This window comes from Microbacterium wangyouchuni, assembly GCF_051546305.1.
Lineage (GTDB): Bacteria > Actinomycetota > Actinomycetes > Actinomycetales > Microbacteriaceae > Microbacterium.
In genome coordinates, this window is sequence record NZ_JBPTMA010000002.1 from 203,787 (window position 1) to 225,739 (window position 21,953).

A 21,953-nucleotide genomic window follows, 5' to 3' on the forward strand; every position below is an offset into this window, starting at 1 on the left:
ACTACGGGCGATGGTGATTGGATCGCTCGTTGCCGTGCTTGTAGTTCCCGGTTACTCGTGCCATCAGTTGCTGGGGGTCACGGCGCTCAACGTCGGCGAGGAACTTTCGCGCGGCAGCGTTGCGGAGCGTTGCCGCGTGTCGCCCGTGGTGACGGATCTCCACCTGGGGACCAACGACGGTGAACTCGAACCCCTCTGCTGCGCCTGCCATCCCAGTCAGCATTCCATACGGTCATCGATGATGACAGGACCGTGTCCGTACTGACAGAACTCTGTCAGTACGGCCGTCGGGGAGGGGAGTCCGAACGAGGCCGACGTTGCGCGAGCAGGGCGGATGCCCGTTCGAGAAATGGTGCCGCCGTGGTGGTGACGGCGAGCCGGGGGGATTCGTCGAGCGGCTTCGGGCCGTAGCTGGATCGTGGCGGGCTATCGGGTTTCGAGGGCGAGGCGGCCAGCGAGCAGGACGTAGGTTGCGGCGAAGGTGCGGCGCAACCACGCCATGACCTTCGGACGGGTGATGACGTGGGTGCGCATCGTGGCCGCGAACACCCCGTACAGGGCGAACACGATGAACGTCAGGGTCATGAATACGAGGCTGAGCCACACCATGTGCCAGGTGCCGTTGGCCGCGCGCGCGGGGACGAACTGGGGCAGGAATGCGAAGAAGAAGATCGTCAGTTTGGGGTTGAGGAGGTTGATGAGCACCGCGGTGCGGATGACCCGCCAGAACGATACCGGAGTGGTGGAGGCGTCGACGTCGATCATTGACTTGTCGCGAAGGGTCTGCCAGGCCAGGTAGAGCAGGTAGGCCACACCGAGCCATTTGATGGTTTGGAACGCGATCGCGGAAGCGTTCAGGATCGTGGCGAGCCCGGTGATTGCGGCGACCATGTGCGGGATGACACCGAGGGTGCAGCCGAACGCGGCGACGATGCCGGCCTTGGTGCCGCGGGAGAGGCCTGCGGCGATGGAGTACACGGCACCGGTGCCGGGGGTGGCGACCACCACGAGCGTGGTCAGCAGGAATGCAATGCTCATCAATCGTCCGTTCAGTCGTTGAGTGTGGCGGCCACGACGACCAGCGCCAGAGCGAATGGGGAGGCGATGTATGACAGCCACGCAGGATGATCGGCGAAATTACCATTGTGAGCCTCCTCTCAAGGTCAACGGCGGCGTCAAATCGCCGATCGCTTCGACGCCCGCGTTCCCCGACGACACCGGGTCAGCCATCCTCTTGGCCGGGGATAGTCCCCCGGCATGCGGGGCCATTATGGGATCCGGCGGAACATGACACGTCAGCCGAGGTCGCGGCGCGCGAAAAGGATCCAGCTGGTGGCGCCGGCGATCACGGTCCAGCCGATGAGCACCGCGATGGCGGCGCCTGGCGTGGTCACCGCCGTGACGCCCGCGACCATTTGTCCGTCCGGAACGAGACCGGCGGCCAGCGATGACGTTGCCCCGACCGGCAACAGCCCTTGCACGGTTTCCAAGAAAGGCACGACCGGCGCGAGTAGGCCGATCGCCAGGGATTCCACGCCCAGCACCCAACCGACCGCGATCGCCACGGCTGCCAGAACGCTTCGGGTGAGACTGCCGATCGCGAAGCCCAGCGCGATGAACGCGGTGGCTGTGAGCCAGACCATAAGCAACGCGACGATGAGATCGCCGACGGGCGGAAACTCCATGCCGCGATCGGCGACGACGGCGACTCCGACGCTGCTGAGCACGCTGGTCAGCAACGTCACGGCCGCGGCCAGCGCCGCGATGAGCGCCACGTTGACCAGTCGCGCCACCAGAAGCGATGCACGGCGCGGGAATCGGGACACGATCGTGCGGATCGTGCCACGTGCGTAGTCCGAAGCGCCCAGGACCGCGCCGAGAATCGCGAACTGGGGCGCACCATACAGCGGCAAAGATGCCAGCGGGTAGTAGGCGGTACCCCGCGGAAGCATCGTCTGCAGGATCTGCTCCTGTTGCTGGGCGGTATACCACTCGGCACCCACCGTGGTGAGGTAGCTCGCCAGGTAGGCGAACACCACAATGCATGCCGCCCACACGCCCAGCGACACCCACACCGCCACGCGGCGCCCGGTGAGTACGACTTCACCGCGAAGCGCGCTGCCGAAGTGGGGCGCTCGCGGGGGTACTGCGACGAGCGTGACAGGCCCTGTGGTCATGACCGACTCCTCGCGGACTGGGTCTGAGTCTGGATGCGGGCGTCGGGCCCAGCCTGTTCAGCGAGTTCGCCCCGGGTCGGTTCGGAGATGAGTCCGAGGAACGCTGTCTCCAGCGACTCCCGAACCTCGACGAGCGCACTGACCTCCACACCCGCGGCGACCAACGCCTTGTTCAGTAGGTGGGGCTCGACCCGGTCGTCGAGCCGAACCTGGATGCGCATCGCCGTCTCCTCGGATGAGGTCAGCCCGAGCTCTTCGGCGACGGCCACAGCGCGGTCGGGTGAGTCCACCTCGACCTTGACCCAGCGTCCCCCGGAAAGTCGACGCCTCAAGTCGTCCACATCTCCCTCCGCGATCAGTCGGCCCTCCGCAAGCACACCGACCCGATCAGCGACGAGCTCGACCTCGCTGAGCAGGTGGCTAGACAGCATCACCGCGCATCCGTCTGCACGCAACTCCTGCACGATCTGACGCATACCCACGATCGACTCCGGATCCAGGCCATTGGTCGGCTCGTCGAGCACGACGATGCGGGGGTCACCCAGCAGTGTGGCCGCGACGCCGAGCCGCTGCTTCATGCCGAGCGAGTACTGCCGGTAGGGGCGGTGCCGATCCGACGTGTTCAGCCCGACCCGGTCGAGTGCATGGTCGGCATCGGAGCGCGGCATCCCCCAGTACTCGCAGAGCAGGGTGAGGTTGCTGTGCCCCGACATCGACGGGTAAAACGCCGGTCCTTCGATGAGCGAACCGAGTGTGCTGCCGTGGACTCGGAAGCTCCCGCTTGTGGGGGATACTAGCCCGGTGAGCATCCGCAGGAGCGTCGTCTTTCCCGCGCCGTTCGGTCCGACCAGACCGTAGACCTCGCCGGGGCGCACCCGCAGTGTCACGCCGTCAACGGCCCGGATCCCGCGCGGGTAGGTCTTGGTGATCGCATCTGCTTCGATCGCCCAAGGGTTCATGTTGTCTCCTTTCCAGAGCTTCAACACATACAAGCCGGTCGACTCGCCCGCGTCACTCCGCGGCGACCGACGCCGCCCACTCGGCGATGTGCGCGGCACTCTCCTCTTCGGAGAGGTCCTCGACGCGTGTCATCACCGACCAGCGGACGCCGAACGGATCTCGGATGCTGGCGAACCGATCGCCCGACACGAACGTCGACGGCTCCTCGCGCACAGCGGCACCGGCCGCCACAGCGCGGGCGGTGACTGCGTCGACGTCGGAAACGTAGATCCCGATCGAGTAGCAGTTCTCATCACCCTCCGGCGCGCGCACGGTCCCGTAGGCCGGACTCGGCTCTCCGATCTGCAGCAGCCCCAGTCCGAAGTCGAGGCCGGCGTGCACGACGAGCCCGTCGAACTCGGTAATATCAGTCACCCGAGCTCCGAAGACGTCACGGTAGAAGTCCAGAGCCACCTTTGCCCCGGCGATCGCGAGGAACGGGGTGAGCGTCGTCGCGACATTTGGGCGGCCGTCAATGGTGTGGGCACCGGTCACCCCGGTGCGGTTGGTCGTTGTCATGACCCCATCGTGTGGGGTGAAGGGCGCCTGCGGCTTGGAGATTCGCGACAACCCGCGCGATGTCGGCCCCACGTTCTACACTGGAGTGCGTGACCGACCCGACCCGCGGGGTGCTGTACCGGGATCGACTTCCACGGTTCACGCGGATGCCGCCACCGGATGCGGCATCCGATCTCGTGGCGTGGTTCTGGATCCCGCAGTGGAACCTGCCCGCAGGAGTCGAGTCGCGCCAGCCGATCCTCTCGTACCCCGCCGCGAATCTGGTCGTCGAGCCGACCGGTGTGACGCTGTGGGGCGCCACCACGCGGGTGTCGGAACGCGTTCTCCGCGGAAGCGGGTGGGCTGTGGGTGCCCTGCTGCGACCAGCGGCATTCGCGCGGCTCTATGACACGCCCAGCACGCTCGTCGACACGTTCACGACGCTCGATGCGCCCGAGGTTCACTGCCTCGTCGTAGCCGCGATGCCCGACGCCGACGCCGCGGTCGCCGCTATGGCGGCCTGGCTCGTCGATCGGGTGGGACCGCCGACCCACGAATCCCGCCTTGCGAACGAGATGGCAGATCTGCTCCTAACGGATGCCGCCATGCTGCGCGTGGAAGACGCGGCCGAGCGGCTGCACGTCTCAGTACGCACCCTCCAGCGGCTCGCCCACCGGACCGTGGGAGTATCGCCGGCCGCTGTCATTCGCCGCCGACGACTGCAGGAGGCGGCGCAGCGCATGCGCGATGACGCCGACGCGTCGCTCGCGAATGTCGCCGCCGAGCTCGGCTACGCCGATCAGGCGCACCTCGCAAACGACTTCCGCGCGGTGCTTGGACTGACCGCATCGGAGTATCGCACCGCTAGTCGTTCGCAATGAGAGAGGATGACATAGCGCTGGGCCTTCGACGCCCGGTCCGAGAAGATGCCGGCATTGGCACCGCCCGAGAACGATGCCAAGTACTGGGCGCCGCTCTCGCGCGAGCCCGCCACGTGCTGCCATCCCGCATCCCCGAAGAGGGCCGCAAATTTGCACAGGTCCCAAGCCGACCAGACAAACCGTTCCGTTGACCGGAACCCTTGCGGGACCGCTCGGGGTGTCCGCAATGGATCGGTGAGCAGCCACAATGGTGTGGTGTCTCTAATCATTCGCCGTGCTGATGCTTCGGATGGCCCCTTTCTCGCCGAGATACTCGTTGCAGCGGCCTTCTGGCGACCTGACGGGCCGAACGGCAGCGTCGCAGAGGTTCTGAGCCAGCCGGAGCTCGCGCACTACATCACGGGCTGGCAACGCCCGGATGATCTTGGTGTCATCGCGCTGGACGAACAGCAGCCCATAGGAGCCGCCTGGGTTCGATTGTTGTCCGAGAGTGACCGTGGCTACGGCTTCGTGGACGCCGCCACACCCGAGCTATCGATGGGTGTCGTGCGGGCCTGGCGGGGACGCGGGATCGGATTCCGCTTGCTCGACGCGCTAATTGATGCCGCACGCGAGCAAGGGCTGACGGCGTTAAGCCTGAGCGTGGAGCCGGACAACTACGCGAGGCACCTGTACGAGCGCGTGGGCTTCCGGAAGGTGGACGAGGTGGGCGGGTCACTGACCATGCTTCTGCGACTCCACGAGTCGATTGATGCCGGGTAGTCATTTGCTTGCGTTTGGCCCGTCCCGTTAGCCGTACGTCGAACGCAACAGCACTGCATTGCGGATCGGGCTCGCTGCGTGCTGTGTCCGAGACAAGACGTCAGCGCAGTCATAGACACCCTCGTGCGACGTTCGCCAGCGTGCTCGGAGAATTGCTGCTGACGGCGGGTGTGCATGCCATTCAGGCCAATGCACGCCCACTGGCCGGGAGCCCCGCGGATCCCCGGAGTTACCTAGCTCCTCTGTCTCGCAACCCATGGGATGCGAGACACCGCTCTCGGAGGAGGGCTATGTCTCAACGTCTCCGTGCTGGGACATGATCGGGGAAATCTTCTTGACCTATTCCACTGTCTTCGTAGAACGAGTCCACAAAGCCCTGCACCGCCGCGATCAGTCGTTCTCTGGGTAACTCCGATGCATTGCATGCCTCGGTCTCCACGGAGCGATTGGCAGCGAGACCGACGCTGAAGCCGTAAGTTCCGTTGGCCGGTCCGTTCAACCAGCTGAAGTCGTAGCTGACGGTGGCACTGGATTCGCGCCTCTTGCTGATACGGAACAACTCGCCATCGACCACGACCTCGAAGGAATCCATGACGCGAGCTTAGTCGCGCCAAATCCGCGTCACGACGGTCTCGAAACCTATGGGTTAAGCGACACCGAGGTTACGAGACACGTCCGAAGGCACCTTTGACGGCTACCTGGCGGTGGTGTCCTCGATGCAACAATCGAGTGCATGAGCACAGCAGCTGTATCTATCGTCTGCGCACTCGGAATCCTCGTCCCAGTGCTCCTCGGTTTACTCCCTAGTCAGCGCAAGAGGCACGCTGCCCGACGCTGACGCATTCGGTGCGGGACCAGCCAAGGCTGCACCTTTACTGAGCGCTGGCCTTGTGTTCGGCCAGCTGGTTCGTGACTTTCCGGTTGTGAATGGTGACGACTGTCACCGCCGTGACTGGGCCGACCAAGACGACGATGAAAGGCCAATACCAGGCACTCGTGCTGAGTAGAACCACTCCGAGAACGATAAGACCCGCACCGATAACGCGCATCGCAACTGATCCACCCGGGATGATCGCAGCGTTTCGATTGAACGGGATTCTGGTCGTCGGGTTCGCATGCAACGTCATTCCCAGTGCCACGTGGAACAGCATGACTCCGACTAGTGCCGCGACTCCGCCGAACAAGATCATATTCTCGAGAGTAGCAAGGCCGTTTCCAGGGGATGTGGCCTTTTCCCTCGGCCCGTGCCGACGAAGCACGAGCGCGGATACACGACCTGACGAAAGTGTCTCAGAACCCTAGCGATGTGAGACGTCTCATACACGCCATCTGAGCACTGACGCCACCCGAACCGCAATCGGCTTCTCGAAACGCATAGGTTCTGAGACACCGAGGTTACGAGACAAGGGTCCACTTACCCCCTGCAGCGCCAGCGACTGATGACCACACCAGCGAGGGGAGCGGCCACCCCGATGAGCAAGGTGGGAGTATGGAGCACAAGTGCCGCCGCTGCACCGGCCAGTCCCGCGATTAGCAGGCTATCCACGGCCCAAGTCATTCGGATTGCCGCGCCTAGGTCCCCCATCGGCGTCGGAATCGGCGTGAGCAGGGCGGGCGGGAGCGGGCCTTTGAGTGCGTTGCTGACTCGGGCGAAGAGTGCGAGTATCCCGACTGCGAGCGAGCTGAGGATCGGTGTGATCGGGCCGATGCCGGCGACGGCAGAGCATATGGCGACTGCCGTGAGCAGCACGAGAACGATGACGGCCAGCGGAAAGATCAAGTGATTAGCGAGCAGGCGTTCGTCGCTGATCCCATACAGAGGGAAGTCTGAGGCAACGCTTGCGGCATGCCGAATTCCGTCGGTGAGGGGGCCAAGGGCTGCGAAGATGACCAGGCCAGCGGCAGCTCCCAGCAGCCAGCCGGGAGTAGCCGGTGCGAACGCAAATGTAATGAGCACTCCTGCGCCCGCGAGAGCGAGGACAGCAACGATGAACCGGCCCGGCGTCCGAGCCGCCCCGATTACGTCACGGATCAAGAACGTCCCCGATAACCGGCGCATTGCTCGGACGGCGCGGATGCCGCGACCGAGGTGCGGCCTTACCTGGTACAGAGAGGCAGCGGTGCTGAAGTCCATGCCCGCGGCATGGACAGTCGCCGCATCCCAGCGCGCAGCCTGCGCCGACAGCTCCATAAGGCCGAGCCTGTTCATCAGCGCCGGCACTGAGGCCACGCACGCGGCGGTCACGGCTAACAATGCGGGCAGGACATGCGGCGCAGCGTTGCCGGGGTAGGCAATCCCGACCCAGCCCCAGGGGGTGAACGGTTGCGCGGCCGGGACGACCGCACTGAGCGCTCCAGCCACGATCAGGCCGAGGGCGACCGGAACTGCGGGGCGCGGGAACGCTTGACCTGCCAGCCAGGCCACGGTCGCGATGGTCCCGACCATTGCACCAACCAAGGTGAATGCCACGACACTGAGCGGACTAACGAGCCCCTGGCTGGTCAGACTTCCCGCCACCAATCCGGCGACGATCATGGTCAACGCGGTCACGAGTGCGCCAGCGCGCAGCAGCGGGCCGCGGAACGTGTCAGATCGGGGCAGGTCGCTGGCGGCGAGAGCGTAATTCAGAAACGGTGGGAGCATCGCGGGGCCACGATCACGGCCCAACAGCAAACCACCCGCCCACAGGCCCGCGACAATAAACACCGTCACTCCCGGCGCAGCAGGTGCCGCGAACAGGGCTACCCCTTCCGCACTGATTGCACTCAGCCACACCGCACGCACCAGTGGTATCACCGTGACCAGTGCGACCATGAACGCCATGTAGACCACGAAGCTGCGGTCACCGAGCGTACGGACGTTGCGTGCGCGCCAGATCGTGAACGCTGCTCCGGTCCGGGTACTCATGCCGACGCATCCAACCGGAGCGTTCGATCTGCCAACCCGTCAGCGAGAAGCGGACTGTGAGTGGCCACCACAAGCGTCGCACCGTTATCGCGCCGAGCACGCAGCACGCGGATGACAGATTCGACGTGCTCGGTGTCCAACCGCTGCTCCGGCTCATCGAGGATTAGCACCTCAAAGGGGCGTGCCAAGACAAGCGCGAGACCGAACAACTGGGTCTGCCCCGAAGACAGCTCATGCGGGAATCGCTCACCCAGCGCATCCAGCCCCAGTTCCGTGAGCACGTCGCGAGCGAGATTGGCGGCCTGGGCTGAGTCGTCCATCCACGTTGCCGCTACAAGCAGGACATGATCCAACACCGTAAGGTCCGGAGCCATCGGCGGCAGACCGATCATCACGGCGACCCGTCGCCGGAATCCACGGTCACGGTCGTTTACACCAGCGCCGCCAATCCGCACCGTCCCGCGCGACGGCTTCCGGACGCCAGCGAGCACGCGCAGCAGCGTCGACTTACCCGTCCCGTTCCGACCCCGCACAATCAACGCTTCCCCCCGCTGCGCCGTCACCGAGACAGGGGCCAAGAGCGTCACATCGCCTACGGTCACGCCCGCGTCGTCGAACTCGATCATGCGACCATCCTCGCAGGTCGTCGAATGCCAGGTGGGGACGGCTTCTCGCCTGCGAATAGTGGTTATCCGTCTCGTAGGCTCTCAGTCGTGAACTCCATTGCAACCCCGCGCCTAAGAGCGTCTGGTGTGGCCGTCGGGCGGCTCGCGGTCGGAAGCATCGTGATGGCGATCCTGATTTACGCCTACGTTCTTCGCATCGCTGTCGGAGACGGGAATCCGTTTGACTACTTCGGATACTTCACGAATCAAACCAGTCTGATCGCCATCATCGTCCTGATCTCGACCGGAGCCTTCGCACTCACAGGCAGGCGTGCGCCGCTCATGCTCACGGTGTTGCGGGCACTCGCGGTCTCATACTTGATAGTGGTCGCAGTGATCTACAACCTGCTCGTGCCGGGAACCGGGTCGGCACCAACCATGGGTGAGCATCGCCCTTCATAGCTTCTTCCCCGTTCTGGTCGTACTCGACTGGTTACTGATCGGCGATCGTCCGCGTCTGAGTTGGCGCTGGCTCTGGTTGCTCTTGCCGTATCCGACTGTGTGGCTCGCGGTTGTTCTTGTTCGCGGTGTGACAGATGGCTGGGTGCCCTATGGATTCCTTCTCCCAGAACGCGGTATCGGCTCGCTTGTCGGCCACATTGCCGGACTAGTCGCTGCCGTCACCATCGCCGGGACGATCGTTTGGATTGCGAGCAGGCTGCCCGGAATTTGCCTTCAATCACGAGAGCCATCGCCCACGCTTACCAAGATGTGGTGGCCCTTCGCTCCGAAATCCGCGGCCGCACAACGATGCCGCTGATCAGATCATCTCTGCTGCATGCGTCAGATAACCGGGATCCTGCTATGGGCCGTGGCGACGGTAGGCGGGGTGTTCGGCGCAGGGTGGTTAAATCTGACCGGCCTCGGTTGGTCAGGTGGCTTCTTCAAGAGGATCTACTGGGATGAGTCGGAGAGCGGGATCGGGGTTGCCTTTGGGGTTTTCGGTCTGCTGGTTTGGCTGGCGCTTCTAGGCGCTTCGTTCGTGGTCATGCGCGGCGGAGATCCACCGGCGGACTGCGGCCTGAGGCTGTGATCTTGACCCCGTTGGTGGAATACGCGCGCCCCTCTTCCGGTTGGGTTCTGGGGGTGCTCGCCGTGAGTCGTCTGCTGATCGGGTTGAGAGTGTCCTGTGCTGTCTGATGCATGCCGTGAGTGAAGGAGTACCCGCGTGTCCCTACTGATGAGTCCGCTCGATCTTGGCTCCATTACGATCCCTAACCGGATCGTAATGGCACCCCTGACCCGGGCGCGGGCCGGTGACCAGCGTGTCCCCGACGACCTCACGGCCGAGTACTACACGCAGCGAGCCGGAGCGGGTCTGATTATCAGTGAAGCGACCTCCGTCAGCCCGCAGGCAGTCGGCTACTACGGCACGCCGGGTATCTGGAACGACGAGCAGGTCGCCGGGTGGCAGAAGGTCACGCAGGCGGTGCATGCGGCCGGTGGGCGCATAGTCCTCCAGCTGTGGCACGTTGGGCGGATCTCTGATCCGGAACTCCTAGGCGGCGAACTCCCCGTTGCTCCTAGCGCTGTTGCCGCGGCGGGACGGGTTAGTCGCTTGCGTCCCAAGCGGGCATACACTCAGCCTCGCGCACTTGAGCTCAGAGAGATCCCCGGCATCGTTGAGGATTTCCGCCGCGGGGCGGACAACGCTAAGCGCGCCGGCTTCGACGGTGTGGAGATCCACGCGGCCAACGGGTATTTGATCGACCAGTTTCTGCAGGACAGCACGAACCACCGCTCCGACAGGTACGGAGGCACGGTCGAGAACCGCGCCCGGTTCCTGCTGGAGATCACCGATGCTGTGAAGGAGGTCTGGGGGCCGGATCGCGTGGGTGTGCATTTGCGTCCGCGCGGTGAAGAGCACGATATGGGTGACAGCGATCCCCGTGCTCTGTTCGGTTACGTCGCTGAGGAACTGGGAAAGCGCCGGATCGCCTTCCTGTTCGTCCGCGAGACCGAAGGCTCGGACAGCCTCGTGGGTGATCTTCGCCGACTGTTCGACGGGCCGGTGATCACTAACGAGGAGATGACCGCCGACGATGGCGCGCGCCACATCGAGAGCGGGAGTGCTGACGCGGTGGCATTCGGCCGTGACTACATCGCCACTCCAGACCTCGCAGAGCGTATCGCCGTGGGCGCTGCTCTGAACACGCCGATTCCCTCGACGTTCTACCCGGACAGCGCTAAAGACCCCGCCGTCGGCTACACCGACTACCCCACGATGTCTGACATGTCAGTGACTAACTGAAACATTCTCGCTCAGAAGCCACACTGTTACGTTGCCAGCATAGGCAGTCTGAATGCGCAGCCAGGCGGCCAGAAGGAGTTACGCCCGAGGTCTGTCGTAGCGCCACGGCGTGGTCCGCGGGTTCATACGACGAGGATTTCGCTGGAGTCCTCGCCGACGCATGGACCGTGACGTCAGCCGAATCACAGCCAGTGTCTCGCATCCCATGGGTTATGAGCGGTCCCGGGCACCGGGCAGGGGAAGGTTCCAACTCGTCAGACTTGCTTCGAAGGCCGCGTTCCGCGATTTATGGCTGAATCCGAGCTGCAGCACAGGCGAGGGCCGAGTGAAGCAATACATCTCGATCGTGGTCCCGTTGATTTCCCAGACCGAAGATGCGTCGTCGAATTCGCTGGCAGTGACGTCGGCGGGTGGACCATACACGGATTGAAGCCGGGAGAAGATGGAGCGGTATCCGAGGGCCGCACTCTTGTCCTGGCTATTGATTCCCTCGTACAGGAAGAAATTTGTCGAAAACAGCTCACCTTTGTGTGACGCCCAAGAGGCATGAAGGACGGGCATGCCAGTACTGACGAGCTCACCCCCGTATCCCCGGTGAAAGCCTTCTTGCCCTTCTCCCTGATGGAAGCCCAGCTGACGAAAGTAGCTGCCCTGATCAGCATCCCTGTCCGGCCACCCCAACGTTGTTACCAGTTCGATCAACGCGATAACCGATTCCGGACTGGGTACCAAGGTCGCGTCCGTCATTTCGTCCATGGCAGCACGATACATGTCGGTTCCGCTCACGTACTGGCGGATCTATCGGGATCTGCTCGAAGAAGCGGGGAACGATGACCACCAACGAGAGTGATCAGTACGACATGCGTGCTCGAAGCGGCAGTCAGTCGCGCAGTCGCTGACGACGATCCCGAAGGAGGGTGGTCGCGTGAGACAAAGCGAGCAAGACCATGGCAGCGAAGGTGAACCAGACACCACCCCCGACTGCGCCGAGAAGGAGCAACACCAAACAGACAATGGCAAAGATGCTTGCGAAGATCAATCCGCCCCAGGCAATCTTAATTCCGCGTTCAGACGTTCGCATCCGTCCACGATGCCATTCCCCCACGCCGACGTCCAGAGCGTCTACGCAGGGTGCGCTCTCGACGAGTGCACGAGCGCTCCAAACACGCGCACCGACATGTCTCGTGTCCCATGGGTTCTGAGACACCGAGGTTATGAGACACCAACCAGGTCGACGCGTTCACCTTGTGAGGAGAAGAATCACCAGGCCCATGATGATCGCGGAGATGGGGAAGAGCCAGTTGGTTACCATCACGAACACTCGCAGACCGTGCGCGGGACCTGTTGGTAGCGCGGCCATAGGGTCTGTGATGTCATCGATTGTGCCGCGTCGAAGCGTTCGAATCGTGTTCAAGGTCGACAAGAGGATCATTGCCGCCCCGCTGCCCATGAGCCAGGGGAGCGGGTCGAAGGCGAGCCAAGCTTCGGATGGTGTCGCCGGTGCCACGGCAGCCGCGAGAAACCCGAGTACTCCACCGGTAAAGACCAGGAGAACGAGCAGCCATAGCCGCCGGATCGCGGCCCGAAAGTAAAGCGGCAAGAAGGAGATTAAGAGCACCGGAGCGGCCATGAGGGCTAGCTGAGCGGGAGAGATCAGAATGGCTTCACCTTGCGCCCAAGCAGTCCCTGCTTGAATGAACAGCAAGAAGGCAGCGAGTCCGAGTAGCGATGGCCAGAGCCCCCTAGACGCCCAGCCTCTTCCTGGCTCTCGAGGTAGCTCGAGTGAAGCGGCGTAGACCCGCGCAGGGCCGAACGCTTCCGTTGCGCTCTGACCTGAGTCCGCGAGAAGTTCACGGGCACTCGCTACCGCGTCGCCAATCGAACTTCCGAGCACATCGCGCAAACGAAGCTCCACAATGAACTCATCGAACCATTTCTTGTCTGCAGTAATGGTAGTCATGCGATGCTCTCCTTGCGGGGACGTGTGGCTCCCAGGTAGTTGTTACTTATTTCGGTGAAGCGCGTCCACTCGTGGCGCAGCCGCTCAAGTTCAGTGCCACCGAGCTTGGTTAGAGCAAAGTACTTTCGACCCGGGCCAGCTTCGCCCGGACGCCATTCCGTGACGACCATCCCTGCCGTTTCGTATCGGGTGAGCAACGGGTAAAGTGTGCCGCCTTTGATCGTGCCGAGACCATGCTGCTCAAGTTGCCCAATGATCGCGTAACCATAAGACGGGCCTGCTTCCAGCGCGCGCAACACGAAAAGTCCAAGTGTCGCCCGCAGCCAATCGCTCGGCCACTCACCGCCTGGCGGTTGAAAACCGTCTTGAATTGTCGCGCTCATGACTATATTGTCTCTCTAAGTAGTTAGAGTGTCAATTTTGACGGAGGAAAGCCTCCAAATGTCGAGCCAAACACACGTTTCCAGGAGCCGCGTTGCCTCCTTTGAGGGTTGTTCACGAGACACACTTAGGCTGCTTCGCCACCGACCTAATCGTTGGGCCCTCGATTCCCGCCGGGCCCCGCCAAAGAAATATCCGACCAAGTGTCAAACGGGCGCATTGAAGCTGTCTCTTATCCCTACGGATCCGAGACGTCTCACCGCCGTTGCCTGAGCGTGAATACCGCATGGGTTGTGAGACACCGAGGTTACGAGACACCCATCTCACCTGAGGATCGGTGGAGGGGCGCAATCCTGTAGCGGACCGGAGTACCTGCCGGTATCGTCGAGTCATGACCGCGCAAGCGCTGACGAAGCAGCCTCTCGGAGCGAAGAGGTCTTGGCGCGTCAGTCGCGCCGCCATTCTCATCGTGGGGATTATCTTGATCCCCGTTGCGCTCAGCATCGCGCTGAACAGTTACGACGCGCTTACCGTGGATGGCGCGCTTCGAATGGCTTTTGCCACGGTGGCTGGTCAGACCATCGCAATCCTCAGCGCAGTCACCGCCCTCATTCTCACCGTCAAGCGTCGATACGCACTCCCCGCAATCGCGGCATTCGTCCTTATCGCGGTATTCGTCACAATCGCTGCGATTTCGAACATGGCCAACGCTGGCGAACTGCTGCTCACACGCCTCGACATCATCGCGGACGTCGACAGGCTCAACCAATGACCGACCGGAGCTCAGGCGGGGCTTAAACGCGCCGCTGCCACCACCGCCAGCTAGGCGCCGGCCTTTCGCCGGCGGAGGTGCCGGCCTCGAGCATCCGGAGCGATGAACGCAGGTCGTCAGCGTTGCGTTCGACGGCCTCGAGCAGCAGATCTTTCGCCGCTGATTTGGCTTCGTAGCAGTGTTTGAACAACTCGATCGCCGCGGGATTGGGGCGACTGTCTCGTATCCCATGGGTTATGCGACACCGCGGTTACGAGACACTCGACTAAGACCGGGGCGACCCGACGACGCCGTTCTGATCCGCGTTCGACGTGGCTGTCGGCCGTCTACTCGTAGGTTGTCAGGGACAGGTCAAGGCACGGCAGGCTCTCACGCGGAAGAACGCTCGTGCAAACGACATGTTCATCGATGCGGAACCCGACAGCGTAGACAAAGGGATCGGTGTCGATCTGCACGGCGGGACGGTCGCGACCGTCGACGTTGACGGAGGCCTCCGTCACGGCGGTGACCGTGGCGTTCCAATCATTGCGTGTGCTGAACCCGGCGGGAAGGCCAAGCTCTTCACGGAAGCTGTTGCGCAGAACGTGGTTGGTATGGTCAACGAGCTGCTGCGGAAGTGAGTGCCGCTCACGATCCGGCGAAGCAAGCCAGGCGGTGCAGACCGCTTCCCAGAGCATCGGGTAACGGAAGATCTGTGCTTGCTCGATCAGCCATGCCGCACGGCCCCACGGGGGCTCTTCATCGATGGACCGACGTGCTCGCTCGTCCATCTCGATCTCGTTGCGTGGATCGGAATGGTCGTCGGGATACTTCCACAACGTATAAGTGAAAGATACGGAAAGCTCCTCCAGACCGGCTGCGCCATAGCTCTCCGCGAAACCGGCGATCGGTGCGCGCGTCAGCGACGGCTGCGGTTTGAGTTGGAACACCGGAAAGTCAAGGCTCCGCAACCGCGCCTCGGACTCAATGCTCGGGTCGGGGGCATCCGTGGGAACTACTCCGCCGTACTCCATTCACACAGTCTGAACCAGACCGCCGAAAATTCCCAAGGTGTCTTGAAACCCATGGGATACGAGACACCGAGGTTACGAGACACTTCGGCCAGTCGATTCGCGTCTCAGTTAATCCGAGGTCGTCGTGTCCGGACGATCCAGTCCGATGAAGTCGTGCATGGCGAGCTCGAACTCCTCCTGCTTCCCCGCTTGGACCACTGAGGCGCCGTAACCTAGAGAGATCGTTGCCGTCGGCCAGCCGAACTTCTCGGCATCCTGCTCGGCGTCGCCGGTCGGGTCCAGCGCGGCGTCCTGTATGGACAGCGATACCCATTGGGGCCCGTCTGTGGCGGTGGCAGATAAAATCCAACAATCGTCGGCGTTCTCCCCGCAACGTTCCATCTGATCATCGATGATGAATGTACCAAAACCGGACGCCTCGGCGGCACGACTGGCTTCTGCCAGAATCGCCGACCATTTCGTCCGGTCCGGCGCCGTGTCCGAGGTGAACTCGCAACAGTTGACTGTGATCAACAGAGACTCGCCACCGTATCCGTTCCCCACCTGTTCGTGCCAGTTGCTGTCCGAGAACCAGGTCGTTTCAGGTGTGGTCGGGACGAGGTCGATACCTGATGCGTCGCTGACCGCGTCGGCGACTTCGTTGATGAGATCTGTTGCCAGCGGCGGCAGTTCCGCCTGATCTGGGTAGCTGATGAGCGCGTCTCCGTCTTGACCGGCATGCGCGGGGTAGTCCGCCCACTCGACAACCGTGGTGTTGCCTGAGGCGTCCGTGTAGGTGGTCGTGGGTGACGGCGTCTGGCCGAACGCCGCGCATCCCGTCAGCATCGCCAGCGTCATAAGGGCGATAGCGACGCGGAGTCCACGCATCATGCCGACACCGGGCTCACTGGCGCCTCGCGGGCAGCGTGGGATTGTGCGGCTCGGCCGCCACGCCAAGCGCGAAGAGCCACGATCACACCAAGGATCGGAACGACGAACGCGAAAGCGGGGGCCGCCATAATGCCGAGGAGTGCTGCATAGGCAGTTCCAATAGCGATTCCCGCGGCGAGGCGGAAACCGAACGATCCACGCAGACGCGGCGTGAGCCACCAGGCGAGGCCACCACCACCCAGCGCTGCCGACGCCATCATCCACGGCCCCATATCTTCCCACTCGGGAGCGGCGGTATACGCGATGGTGACCGCAACGACAGCGAGGACCGCGAGGCAGAGCGGACCCCACACGACGATGAGCCCTCGACGCTTCGAAGCGCCGATACCTACCGCGGCAATCAAGGGAATGCTTGCAGTCAGCGAAATCGTGATGCCCTGCCCCATGGCCACTGTGCCGTCTGTCGCCGCAGAAGACCAGACAGTTCCGGTGAACGCGTAGGCCACACCGACGAGTCCGCCGACGGCGCTGAGCCAGCCCAGCCACTGCGCTGCGTGAAGCGAGTCATGGGAACGTGCTGGAGCCGCCGGCGTGCGCGCCGGGACGGTGTCCCGTCGTCCGAGGGTGCCGAGTGCCAGCACAGCAACGCCGGCGGCGACGATGCTCGACATCATTGGATTGAGTAGCCCCGCCCCGAGTACAGGTGCAATCAACGCGCCCGCAACAAGAGCGATGGAGAGGCGACCGAACCAGGGCGTGCGAGTGTGACCCAGGATTCCGTCAAAGAGAACTGCGAGTCCAAGGCCGCCGCAGACCCACCCAGCGATGAAGAGGGGCACCCACACAGCGGAGATCCCAGAGAGCGCGTGGTTCGCATCCGCGAGGATGAAGCCCTGCGCCCACGACAGTTGCGCGAGGACGGCAAGAACCAGTGCGCATGAGAGCACGAAGAGCGCCATGAGGGCGCGGAGCGGCATCATCCATCCGCGGGAGCGCATCAGAGCGATGAGCCCGACCAGCGTCAGGATCGGGGCGATCCCTGACGTGATGATCCCGGTCGAGGCGCTACCGAGCCTGAACAGGACGAGCAGCCACGCGCCCGCGCTCAGCACGAGCGCGACCACCGACGACCAGAGCGCAACCCTCGTATCCAGGCGCAGCGCAACACCGTTCACCACAGCAGACAAGCCCTCGCCGCGAGACGGCGTCGCTCGTCCTTCATGCTCGGCGTGATCGCGCAGCGCACCGAGGAACACGTCTCCGTTGACTTCACGCCACCACTTCGGGTACCAGATCAGCAGACGCTCGAACGCGTCGCCTTCGCGGCGGCTCATGCCCAGACCGCCAATGGAAACGCAATCGCGGCCTTGTGTGTCGCCAGCTGGTTGCGCGCCGCGCGTACCGCCTGTTCCATCGACTCGACCTCTGTTGACAGTCGGGCCGTACCCTCGTCCGTGATGATGAAGTAGCGCCTCGCCCGACCATTCACGATCTCCTCACCATCAGCGCGGATCGACCCGTCAGCCTCGAGACGTTCCAGCGCCGCATAGAGCGTGGGTACCTTTAACGCGACCCGCCCCTCAGACGCGGTGGCCGCCGCCTGCAGAATTTCATAGCCGTGTCGCCGATGCGACGCCAGCGCAGTCAAAATCCAGAACGATGGTTGCGTAAGAGGAGTACTCATGCAGCAATCATACTCTTGGCGCAAGAGTGTCAACGAGTCATGGTGCGCGGGAGATGTTGCAATGCGGTGGACGGTCGCCAAGTAATAGTTGATCATCAGACTATGGGCCAGTCGGCGGTAGCAGTTTCTTACTGGAGAACAGGCTACGCAGGGCATATGGCCTGGCTGGCCCTCTCATGCCCTCCGAGCCGCAATCGGTGCCTCGAAACCCTACGGATACGAAACGTCTCACCGCCGTTGCCTGAGCGTGAACACCATCCGAGTTGTACAGAGGTGTCTCGTATCGCATGGGTTATGGGACACCGAGGTTGCGAGACAGTCTGGGTTTCAGTGCGGCTCACGCCGCCGCTCGTGACCAGCGAGATATGCTCCGAACCATGAGCACCGCACGTCGCTTCCTGGCCGCACTGTCGATGGTGACTATTGCCGGCTCGTTGTCTGCCTGCGCAGGAGCAACTGGGCACGGCGTGACCATCCCACCAGGAGCTGACAAGCTCGTACAATGCCCACCAGCGCCCATCGATGCGACCGATCTCTCGTCTCAAGGTGATCCGGGTTGCGACCTTGTCGGATCACTAGTCCGACTTCCGGACGGCACCTCTCTGGAGGTGCGAGAGGTAGGGGCCGTGGCGTGGCACCAAAGCAGCGACACCAACCTCAATGAATACACGATCGTGAACTGGGGTGTTCCAGGCGTCGGCATCAGCATCGTCAAGGAAGGGCGACTCGTAGATCTATGGGCTAGCTCCGCCGACGCAGAAGAGCTCCAGCGAGAGCAGCTACGTGTCGAAGGCATCGAACCTTCCTAGGCTCGCCGTAGCCGTGGGGCGTCTCGTAACACATGGGTTTCGAGACACCAAGGTTGCGAGACACTCTTCGCGATTGGGGTTTCGGTGCGCTGTGGGGCAGAACGAAGGCTCGCGATGACCATCAACTCATTCGCAGGAGCCACTGGCGGCGCAGCCGTTGCCAAATCCACTACCCGCCCCATCGGGGGTCAGAACACCGATCATGAAGTAGGACGCCGCACCGACGATGACTGCGGCACCGAAGATCAGCAGGATGCGGTTCCAGCGGGCACCGCGCACGGTCCCGATGGCTCCAACGATGACCAGAAATGCGCCGACTGCGACCGAATAGTAAGGCCCGAATATGGACCCGTAGAGTCCGATCGGCACGCCGATGATCGCAGCCAACACCATGGTGACGACGGGCGTCGTAGAAGTGTGGCGAGGATTCTCTTCAAGCGCGGCCATAAGGCTATCGTCCACGACTTGAGAGCGATCGGGTAGACCATGGGGGCCGCAGCCCGTCGGGTTCCGTGGTTATGGCAGGAGTTCAAGCATCTGGGGTCTGGCCCTCATGGCGTGAATGATGAGCTCATTACCGCTGTCGAACACGAGAACAACTGTCTCGAGCAACCGGCCATGTGTGTCGAATCCCAGTCGAAGCTCGCGGGCAGGCGATTCGTCGTCAAGGCTCTCGATCCAGGTCGGCCACGATGCCGCTTGGATGGAATCTTCGGATGAAACGCCGTGCCTGAGCGCGGAGTCGTGAACCTTCACGCGGCGTACGCCGCCAGCGCTTCGCGAATGAGCTCCGAACGGGTCTTGTGCTCTCGCTCGGCGGCCATGTCTATCGCGGCGAGTTCCTCGATCGTGAGGCGTAAGGCGACGACCTGTGATGGTTGTGCACCACGGCCGGGACGACCGCGACCGCGCCTCTTCAACGCTCCAATGTCGTAGCCGGCCTCTGCCTCAGCTGCCCATTCGGCGATCTGTTCTTCAGTGACGGGCACGCCGTTGATTGTTTCTTCTGCTCCCATGTATTTAGTGTATTACGAAAATTACGCCAAGTCACCAGGCCTGGATCCAGTGGAGTCGACGATGACGAGCCGTCTCGCATCCCATGCGTTGCGAGACACGAAGGTTACGAGACAGATTCGCATTGCCTCTCCCGGAGCTTCCGGGATTGCTCGTAGCTGCTTCCTTGTGGACATCTCCTGATCACGAGCGGGCGACGTGCTACGGTCGCGCTAAACCGCTCACTTGTGGCTACTTTCAGCGGAGGTCGATACGCCATGAAACGATCTGTCCTGTGGTTCCTCGTCTTCTTCGCCGTCGTAGTCGCGTCAGGCGCGGCTTTGATTCTGATCGTGCCGACCGCTTTTGATCCGGAAGTCTCCATCCACCCCTGGATACCGGGGGTGCTCGGTGCGCTCTTCGCAGCCAGCGCGTTCGTCGCGTGGAAGGTTCGACCGGAGTGGTAACGGGACGTAGAGGGAGTTTGACATACGTGGTGTCTGACCTGGCTCGTTCAAATTCAGGACAATCGTCGCGCTGCTTAATGTTGGGTGTCGCATCTCCGATGCGACGATCGAGAGCATGAGCACTGCGGCTGTAGCGATCGTCTGTGCACTCGGTGTCCTCATTCCAGTACTTCTCGAGTTCCTGCCCAGTCAACGCAAGCGGCACGCCGCCCGCCGATAAGTCATTCGACGCCGACGTAACCAAGACGGCCGTCTCGCATCCCATGGGTTGTGAGGCATTTAGGTTACGAGCGGTCCCGCGCGCCTGCGGCGCGTTTTCTTGAGGACGCGCAGATGCTTGCGCGTCTGGTGCCTTGTCGGGATGGCTGGTTCAGCGGACCCTGGAGATACGGGGTGGTGGTCGCGGCGTCACGGCCGTTGTGTCTTTGGTGCCGTAGAGCCCGTTTATGAGCCTGGTCGGCGGGACAGTCGTAGGGATTCGTGAAGTGTTGCCTTCAGAGCACGTGCGTCAGATTCCACTTTATTTGCCCAGTTCCGCCTGCCGCGGCCACTACCTCTTCCTCAATGGTGATGGAAGGAGAACGATCATGGAAGTCATTCACGAACGGTGTGCGGGGATGGATATCTCCAAACGCGACGCGAAGGTCTGCGTCCGGGTCCCCGGTGCCCGACGCGGCACCTTTGCCAAACAGATCTCGGTGCACGGGGCGATGAGCCACGACATCGCCGCGCTGGCTGATCATCTGCGAGTGGAGCAGGTCACCTTGGTGGTGATGGAAGCGACCGGTGATTACTGGAAGCCCTACTACTACGGTCTCGAAGAACACCTGAATCTGATGCTCGTCAACGCCCGGCATGCGAAGAACCTCCCCGGCAGGAAGACCGACGTGTCCGACGCGCAATGGTTGGCCGAACTCGGCGCGCACGGCCTGGTGCGAGGATCGTTCGTGCCACCGTGGCCGATCCGCCGACTGCGGGATCTGACACGCCAACGCACCAGTCTGAGTCGGCAGCGGACGCGGGAGATTTCACAGTTGGAGAAGCTGATCGAATCCACCGGCATCAAATACACCTCGGTCGCTTCGGCCACGCTCGGTAAGTCGGGCAGAGCGTTCCTGGATGCACTGATCGACGGAGAGCAGGACGCTGCAGTGCTGGCGGAGCTTTCGCTGGGCCGATTGCGATCCAAGATCGATCAGCTCCAGCTCGCGCTGCGAGGCAACTTCACCGGGCACCACGCCACGCTGACTCGGCTGCAACTGGATCGCATCGATATCCTCGACGCCCAGATCAGCACACTGTCCGATCTGATCGATGAACTCATCCGCGAGAACACGCTGGCAGATGCTCGGGAACTGATCGCGACGATCCCCGGGATCAGCGCCACGGGAGCCGCGAACATCCTCGCCGAGATTGGAGCCGATATGACCGCGTTCGAAACCCCTGCCCATCTCGCGTCCTGGGCGGGAGTCTGCCCCGGACAGCACGAGTCCGCCGGCATCTCGAAGCACTCCCACACCCGGGCAGGAAACGCGCACCTCAAAGGTGCTCTCGGGATCGCGGCGATGGCAGCAGCCCACACGAACGGATCCTTCTTCCAGCACCGCTACAAGCGCCTCGCTGCCCGCCGGGGACCGCTACGCGCGCTGGTCGCGATCGAACACTCACTCCTGATCGCGATCTGGCACATCCTCACCCGAACACAGCCCTACCAAGCACACGCAGCCTGAGCACGACCTCGAACGACCCGAGGCCACAACGGGCCCCGGGATCCTCATCGCGCCTACTCACCACCACATCTACGCGTCAGACACTCAACGGCGAGTTCTGCTCCACCTGACGCGACGGCTGGTTAACGGCCGA

Annotated in this window: 28 protein-coding genes; 9 read left to right on the forward strand and 19 right to left on the reverse strand. The window is 62.9% G+C overall.

Annotated features, from left to right (window positions below; genetic code table 11):
- Position 1: 1 nt before the first annotated feature.
- The 5 genes from ACSS7Z_RS04245 to ACSS7Z_RS04265 form a co-directional block, all read right to left on the reverse strand.
- Positions 2-211, reverse strand: a complete 210-nt coding sequence (locus ACSS7Z_RS04245; protein ID WP_438253241.1) for a hypothetical protein — start codon at positions 209-211, stop codon at positions 2-4.
- Between the two features lie 215 nt (positions 212-426).
- Positions 427-1,038: a LysE family translocator gene (locus tag ACSS7Z_RS04250; RefSeq protein WP_438253242.1), complete on the reverse strand. Its 612-nt coding sequence runs from the start codon at positions 1,036-1,038 to the stop codon at positions 427-429.
- A 257-nt stretch (positions 1,039-1,295) separates the two neighbouring features.
- Positions 1,296-2,177 carry a DUF2705 family protein gene (locus ACSS7Z_RS04255; protein WP_438253243.1) on the reverse strand — a complete coding sequence of 294 codons (882 nt, stop codon included), beginning with the start codon at positions 2,175-2,177 and terminating at the stop codon, positions 1,296-1,298.
- Complete coding sequence (locus tag ACSS7Z_RS04260) at positions 2,174-3,136, reverse strand: ABC transporter ATP-binding protein (RefSeq protein ID WP_438253244.1); 963 nt, start codon at positions 3,134-3,136, stop codon at positions 2,174-2,176. Before ACSS7Z_RS04260 ends, ACSS7Z_RS04255 begins: the two co-directional genes overlap by 4 nt.
- A 52-nt stretch (positions 3,137-3,188) precedes the next feature.
- Positions 3,189-3,695, reverse strand: a complete 507-nt coding sequence (locus tag ACSS7Z_RS04265) for a VOC family protein (RefSeq protein ID WP_438253245.1) — start codon at positions 3,693-3,695, stop codon at positions 3,189-3,191.
- Between the two features lie 89 nt (positions 3,696-3,784).
- On the opposite strand from ACSS7Z_RS04265, the gene ACSS7Z_RS04270 reads away from it, so the two are divergent.
- Both ACSS7Z_RS04270 and ACSS7Z_RS04275 read left to right on the forward strand, forming a co-directional pair.
- On the forward strand, positions 3,785-4,555 hold the full coding sequence (locus ACSS7Z_RS04270; RefSeq protein WP_438253246.1) for a helix-turn-helix domain-containing protein: 771 nt from the start codon (positions 3,785-3,787) through the stop codon (positions 4,553-4,555).
- 255 nt (positions 4,556-4,810) lie between these two features.
- Positions 4,811-5,317, forward strand: a complete 507-nt coding sequence (locus ACSS7Z_RS04275; RefSeq protein ID WP_438253247.1) for a GNAT family N-acetyltransferase — start codon at positions 4,811-4,813, stop codon at positions 5,315-5,317.
- A gap of 295 nt (positions 5,318-5,612) precedes the next feature.
- Here ACSS7Z_RS04275 and ACSS7Z_RS04280 read toward each other — a convergent pair whose 3' ends face one another.
- The 4 genes from ACSS7Z_RS04280 to ACSS7Z_RS04295 all read right to left on the reverse strand — a co-directional run bounded on the left by ACSS7Z_RS04280 (position 5,613) and on the right by ACSS7Z_RS04295 (position 8,851).
- Positions 5,613-5,909 (reverse strand): hypothetical protein, encoded by a 297-nt coding sequence (locus ACSS7Z_RS04280; RefSeq protein ID WP_438253248.1) that lies wholly within the window; start codon positions 5,907-5,909, stop codon positions 5,613-5,615.
- A gap of 280 nt (positions 5,910-6,189) precedes the next feature.
- Entirely contained in the window at positions 6,190-6,507 is a 318-nt protein-coding gene (locus ACSS7Z_RS04285; protein WP_438253249.1) for a hypothetical protein, read from the reverse strand.
- Between the two features lie 224 nt (positions 6,508-6,731).
- Entirely contained in the window at positions 6,732-8,225 is a 1,494-nt protein-coding gene (locus tag ACSS7Z_RS04290; RefSeq protein WP_438253250.1) for a DUF6297 family protein, read from the reverse strand.
- Positions 8,222-8,851: an ABC transporter ATP-binding protein gene (locus tag ACSS7Z_RS04295; protein WP_438253251.1), complete on the reverse strand. Its 630-nt coding sequence runs from the start codon at positions 8,849-8,851 to the stop codon at positions 8,222-8,224. The genes ACSS7Z_RS04290 and ACSS7Z_RS04295 overlap by 4 nt, the downstream gene beginning before the upstream one ends.
- 87 nt (positions 8,852-8,938) lie before the next feature.
- Between ACSS7Z_RS04295 and ACSS7Z_RS04300 the strand changes: the two genes are divergently transcribed.
- The 3 genes from ACSS7Z_RS04300 to ACSS7Z_RS04310 all read left to right on the forward strand — a co-directional run bounded on the left by ACSS7Z_RS04300 (position 8,939) and on the right by ACSS7Z_RS04310 (position 11,141).
- Positions 8,939-9,292: a hypothetical protein gene (locus ACSS7Z_RS04300; protein WP_438253252.1), complete on the forward strand. Its 354-nt coding sequence runs from the start codon at positions 8,939-8,941 to the stop codon at positions 9,290-9,292.
- Positions 9,273-9,650 (forward strand): Pr6Pr family membrane protein, encoded by a 378-nt coding sequence (locus tag ACSS7Z_RS04305; RefSeq protein ID WP_438253253.1) that lies wholly within the window; start codon positions 9,273-9,275, stop codon positions 9,648-9,650. The genes ACSS7Z_RS04300 and ACSS7Z_RS04305 overlap by 20 nt, the downstream gene beginning before the upstream one ends.
- A gap of 420 nt (positions 9,651-10,070) precedes the next feature.
- Positions 10,071-11,141: an alkene reductase gene (locus ACSS7Z_RS04310; RefSeq protein WP_438253689.1), complete on the forward strand. Its 1,071-nt coding sequence runs from the start codon at positions 10,071-10,073 to the stop codon at positions 11,139-11,141.
- A gap of 210 nt (positions 11,142-11,351) precedes the next feature.
- Here ACSS7Z_RS04310 and ACSS7Z_RS04315 read toward each other — a convergent pair whose 3' ends face one another.
- The 3 genes from ACSS7Z_RS04315 to ACSS7Z_RS04325 all read right to left on the reverse strand — a co-directional run bounded on the left by ACSS7Z_RS04315 (position 11,352) and on the right by ACSS7Z_RS04325 (position 13,484).
- On the reverse strand, positions 11,352-11,897 hold the full coding sequence (locus ACSS7Z_RS04315) for a hypothetical protein (RefSeq protein ID WP_438253254.1): 546 nt from the start codon (positions 11,895-11,897) through the stop codon (positions 11,352-11,354).
- 484 nt (positions 11,898-12,381) lie between these two features.
- Complete coding sequence (locus ACSS7Z_RS04320) at positions 12,382-13,101, reverse strand: hypothetical protein (protein ID WP_438253255.1); 720 nt, start codon at positions 13,099-13,101, stop codon at positions 12,382-12,384.
- Positions 13,098-13,484: a PadR family transcriptional regulator gene (locus ACSS7Z_RS04325; protein WP_438253256.1), complete on the reverse strand. Its 387-nt coding sequence runs from the start codon at positions 13,482-13,484 to the stop codon at positions 13,098-13,100. Before ACSS7Z_RS04325 ends, ACSS7Z_RS04320 begins: the two co-directional genes overlap by 4 nt.
- A gap of 389 nt (positions 13,485-13,873) precedes the next feature.
- On the opposite strand from ACSS7Z_RS04325, the gene ACSS7Z_RS04330 reads away from it, so the two are divergent.
- Positions 13,874-14,254, forward strand: a complete 381-nt coding sequence (locus ACSS7Z_RS04330; protein WP_438253257.1) for a hypothetical protein — start codon at positions 13,874-13,876, stop codon at positions 14,252-14,254.
- A gap of 326 nt (positions 14,255-14,580) precedes the next feature.
- Here ACSS7Z_RS04330 and ACSS7Z_RS04335 read toward each other — a convergent pair whose 3' ends face one another.
- The 4 genes from ACSS7Z_RS04335 to ACSS7Z_RS04350 all read right to left on the reverse strand — a co-directional run bounded on the left by ACSS7Z_RS04335 (position 14,581) and on the right by ACSS7Z_RS04350 (position 17,821).
- Positions 14,581-15,267, reverse strand: a complete 687-nt coding sequence (locus ACSS7Z_RS04335; protein WP_438253258.1) for a hypothetical protein — start codon at positions 15,265-15,267, stop codon at positions 14,581-14,583.
- A 108-nt stretch (positions 15,268-15,375) separates the two neighbouring features.
- Positions 15,376-16,104 (reverse strand): hypothetical protein, encoded by a 729-nt coding sequence (locus ACSS7Z_RS04340; protein ID WP_438253259.1) that lies wholly within the window; start codon positions 16,102-16,104, stop codon positions 15,376-15,378.
- Positions 16,105-16,133: 29 nt separating this feature from the next.
- Positions 16,134-17,471, reverse strand: coding sequence for a hypothetical protein (locus ACSS7Z_RS04345; RefSeq protein ID WP_438253260.1), 1,338 nt, complete (start codon positions 17,469-17,471; stop codon positions 16,134-16,136).
- Positions 17,468-17,821, reverse strand: a complete 354-nt coding sequence (locus tag ACSS7Z_RS04350) for a PadR family transcriptional regulator (protein ID WP_438253261.1) — start codon at positions 17,819-17,821, stop codon at positions 17,468-17,470. The genes ACSS7Z_RS04345 and ACSS7Z_RS04350 overlap by 4 nt, the downstream gene beginning before the upstream one ends.
- Before the next feature lie 377 nt (positions 17,822-18,198).
- Here ACSS7Z_RS04350 and ACSS7Z_RS04355 point away from each other — a divergent pair, with 377 nt between their 5' ends.
- A complete protein-coding gene (locus tag ACSS7Z_RS04355; protein ID WP_438253262.1) occupies positions 18,199-18,630 on the forward strand; it encodes a hypothetical protein in 432 nt (143 codons plus the stop codon).
- A gap of 126 nt (positions 18,631-18,756) precedes the next feature.
- Here ACSS7Z_RS04355 and ACSS7Z_RS04360 read toward each other — a convergent pair whose 3' ends face one another.
- The 3 genes from ACSS7Z_RS04360 to ACSS7Z_RS04370 all read right to left on the reverse strand — a co-directional run bounded on the left by ACSS7Z_RS04360 (position 18,757) and on the right by ACSS7Z_RS04370 (position 19,646).
- Positions 18,757-19,077, reverse strand: a complete 321-nt coding sequence (locus ACSS7Z_RS04360; RefSeq protein WP_438253263.1) for a hypothetical protein — start codon at positions 19,075-19,077, stop codon at positions 18,757-18,759.
- 69 nt (positions 19,078-19,146) lie between these two features.
- Positions 19,147-19,386, reverse strand: coding sequence for a toxin (locus ACSS7Z_RS04365; protein WP_438253264.1), 240 nt, complete (start codon positions 19,384-19,386; stop codon positions 19,147-19,149).
- The gene (locus ACSS7Z_RS04370) at positions 19,383-19,646 is read right to left on the reverse strand and encodes a ribbon-helix-helix protein, CopG family (RefSeq protein ID WP_438253265.1); all 264 of its coding nucleotides are present in this window, start codon (positions 19,644-19,646) and stop codon (positions 19,383-19,385) included. Before ACSS7Z_RS04370 ends, ACSS7Z_RS04365 begins: the two co-directional genes overlap by 4 nt.
- Before the next feature lie 255 nt (positions 19,647-19,901).
- Between ACSS7Z_RS04370 and ACSS7Z_RS04375 the strand changes: the two genes are divergently transcribed.
- Positions 19,902-20,090, forward strand: a complete 189-nt coding sequence (locus tag ACSS7Z_RS04375) for a hypothetical protein (RefSeq protein WP_438253266.1) — start codon at positions 19,902-19,904, stop codon at positions 20,088-20,090.
- 587 nt (positions 20,091-20,677) lie between these two features.
- Positions 20,678-21,820: an IS110 family RNA-guided transposase gene (locus ACSS7Z_RS04380; protein ID WP_438253267.1), complete on the forward strand. Its 1,143-nt coding sequence runs from the start codon at positions 20,678-20,680 to the stop codon at positions 21,818-21,820.
- Positions 21,821-21,953 lie beyond the last annotated feature (133 nt).

What these genes read in the sequence shown, in the direction of transcription:
- ACSS7Z_RS04245 (WP_438253241.1), bottom strand. Translation starts at nt 211, where the DNA reads ATGGCAGGCGCAGCAGAGGGGTTCGAGTTCACCGTCGTTGGTCCCCAG.
- ACSS7Z_RS04250 (WP_438253242.1), bottom strand. Translation starts at nt 1,038, where the DNA reads ATGAGCATTGCATTCCTGCTGACCACGCTCGTGGTGGTCGCCACCCCC.
- ACSS7Z_RS04255 (WP_438253243.1), bottom strand. Translation starts at nt 2,177, where the DNA reads ATGACCACAGGGCCTGTCACGCTCGTCGCAGTACCCCCGCGAGCGCCC.
- ACSS7Z_RS04260 (WP_438253244.1), bottom strand. Translation starts at nt 3,136, where the DNA reads ATGAACCCTTGGGCGATCGAAGCAGATGCGATCACCAAGACCTACCCG.
- ACSS7Z_RS04265 (WP_438253245.1), bottom strand. Translation starts at nt 3,695, where the DNA reads ATGACAACGACCAACCGCACCGGGGTGACCGGTGCCCACACCATTGAC.
- ACSS7Z_RS04280 (WP_438253248.1), bottom strand. Translation starts at nt 5,909, where the DNA reads ATGGATTCCTTCGAGGTCGTGGTCGATGGCGAGTTGTTCCGTATCAGC.
- ACSS7Z_RS04285 (WP_438253249.1), bottom strand. Translation starts at nt 6,507, where the DNA reads ATGATCTTGTTCGGCGGAGTCGCGGCACTAGTCGGAGTCATGCTGTTC.
- ACSS7Z_RS04290 (WP_438253250.1), bottom strand. Translation starts at nt 8,225, where the DNA reads ATGAGTACCCGGACCGGAGCAGCGTTCACGATCTGGCGCGCACGCAAC.
- ACSS7Z_RS04295 (WP_438253251.1), bottom strand. Translation starts at nt 8,851, where the DNA reads ATGATCGAGTTCGACGACGCGGGCGTGACCGTAGGCGATGTGACGCTC.
- ACSS7Z_RS04310 (WP_438253689.1), top strand. Translation starts at nt 10,071, where the DNA reads ATGAGTCCGCTCGATCTTGGCTCCATTACGATCCCTAACCGGATCGTA.
- ACSS7Z_RS04315 (WP_438253254.1), bottom strand. Translation starts at nt 11,897, where the DNA reads ATGGACGAAATGACGGACGCGACCTTGGTACCCAGTCCGGAATCGGTT.
- ACSS7Z_RS04320 (WP_438253255.1), bottom strand. Translation starts at nt 13,101, where the DNA reads ATGACTACCATTACTGCAGACAAGAAATGGTTCGATGAGTTCATTGTG.
- ACSS7Z_RS04325 (WP_438253256.1), bottom strand. Translation starts at nt 13,484, where the DNA reads ATGAGCGCGACAATTCAAGACGGTTTTCAACCGCCAGGCGGTGAGTGG.
- ACSS7Z_RS04330 (WP_438253257.1), top strand. Translation starts at nt 13,874, where the DNA reads ATGACCGCGCAAGCGCTGACGAAGCAGCCTCTCGGAGCGAAGAGGTCT.
- ACSS7Z_RS04335 (WP_438253258.1), bottom strand. Translation starts at nt 15,267, where the DNA reads ATGGAGTACGGCGGAGTAGTTCCCACGGATGCCCCCGACCCGAGCATT.
- ACSS7Z_RS04340 (WP_438253259.1), bottom strand. Translation starts at nt 16,104, where the DNA reads ATGACGCTGGCGATGCTGACGGGATGCGCGGCGTTCGGCCAGACGCCG.
- ACSS7Z_RS04345 (WP_438253260.1), bottom strand. Translation starts at nt 17,471, where the DNA reads ATGAGCCGCCGCGAAGGCGACGCGTTCGAGCGTCTGCTGATCTGGTAC.
- ACSS7Z_RS04350 (WP_438253261.1), bottom strand. Translation starts at nt 17,821, where the DNA reads ATGAGTACTCCTCTTACGCAACCATCGTTCTGGATTTTGACTGCGCTG.
- ACSS7Z_RS04355 (WP_438253262.1), top strand. Translation starts at nt 18,199, where the DNA reads ATGAGCACCGCACGTCGCTTCCTGGCCGCACTGTCGATGGTGACTATT.
- ACSS7Z_RS04360 (WP_438253263.1), bottom strand. Translation starts at nt 19,077, where the DNA reads ATGGCCGCGCTTGAAGAGAATCCTCGCCACACTTCTACGACGCCCGTC.
- ACSS7Z_RS04370 (WP_438253265.1), bottom strand. Translation starts at nt 19,646, where the DNA reads ATGGGAGCAGAAGAAACAATCAACGGCGTGCCCGTCACTGAAGAACAG.
- ACSS7Z_RS04375 (WP_438253266.1), top strand. Translation starts at nt 19,902, where the DNA reads ATGAAACGATCTGTCCTGTGGTTCCTCGTCTTCTTCGCCGTCGTAGTC.
- ACSS7Z_RS04380 (WP_438253267.1), top strand. Translation starts at nt 20,678, where the DNA reads ATGGAAGTCATTCACGAACGGTGTGCGGGGATGGATATCTCCAAACGC.